Source organism: Serratia sp. J2 (genome assembly GCF_046269175.1).
Classification (GTDB): Bacteria; Pseudomonadota; Gammaproteobacteria; order Enterobacterales; family Enterobacteriaceae; genus Chania; species Chania fonticola_C.
Genome location: NZ_JBKABN010000101.1, coordinates 1 through 693, shown reverse-complemented (window position 1 = coordinate 693; position 693 = coordinate 1). Strand labels below are relative to the sequence as shown.

Genomic DNA, 693 nt, shown 5'->3' with positions numbered 1-693 from the left:
GGCAAGGCACACATTGGCGGTGCGGATCTGATTGCCGGTAAAAATCTCAACGTTACTGGCGACAGCGTCGTTATCGAACCGGGGCATGACCTGCGTACGGTAGAAGAGCGGTTTGAGCAGAAGCAGAGTGGCCTGACGGTGGCGTTGTCCGGTGCGGCAGGTGCAGCGGCCAACTCAGCGATAGCGGCAGCGCAGAGTGCCAAAAGTGAAAGCGATGGCCGTTTGGCCGCCTTGCAGGGCACCAAAGCCGCGTTGTCCGGGGTGCAGGCAGGACAGGCCGCTGTGTTGGAGAATACCAAGGGTAATGCAGGTAATGCGATTGGTATCAGCCTTTCTCTGGGGGCCCAAAAGTCTTCATCCACGCAAAAACAGGTCTCTGATAATGTCACCGGTTCGACGCTGACGGCGGGTAATAATCTGTCGGTGACCGCAACCGGTAAAGGCAGCGGTGCCAACAGTGGCGATGTGGTGATTGCGGGTAGCCAGTTGAAAGCGGGTGGCGATACCACTATCGATGCCTCTCGCGACATCTTGCTTGCCGGGGCGGCTAATTCCCAACAGCAGACGGGGAGTAACAAGAGCAGCGGCGGTGAAATCGGTATCGGCCTGAGCCTGGGTAAAGACACGGGTATCAAGGTGTTCGCCAACGTCAACGCTGGCAAAGGCAGTGAGAAAGGCACCGGTACGCAGTGG

The 693-nt window shown here is 58.2% G+C and carries 1 protein-coding gene; it reads left to right on the top strand.

The window, feature by feature from the left end; genetic code table 11:
* Window positions 1-693 (top strand): hemagglutinin repeat-containing protein (locus ACKWMY_RS28245; protein WP_409487553.1); only part of this gene is annotated, 693 nt, incomplete at both ends.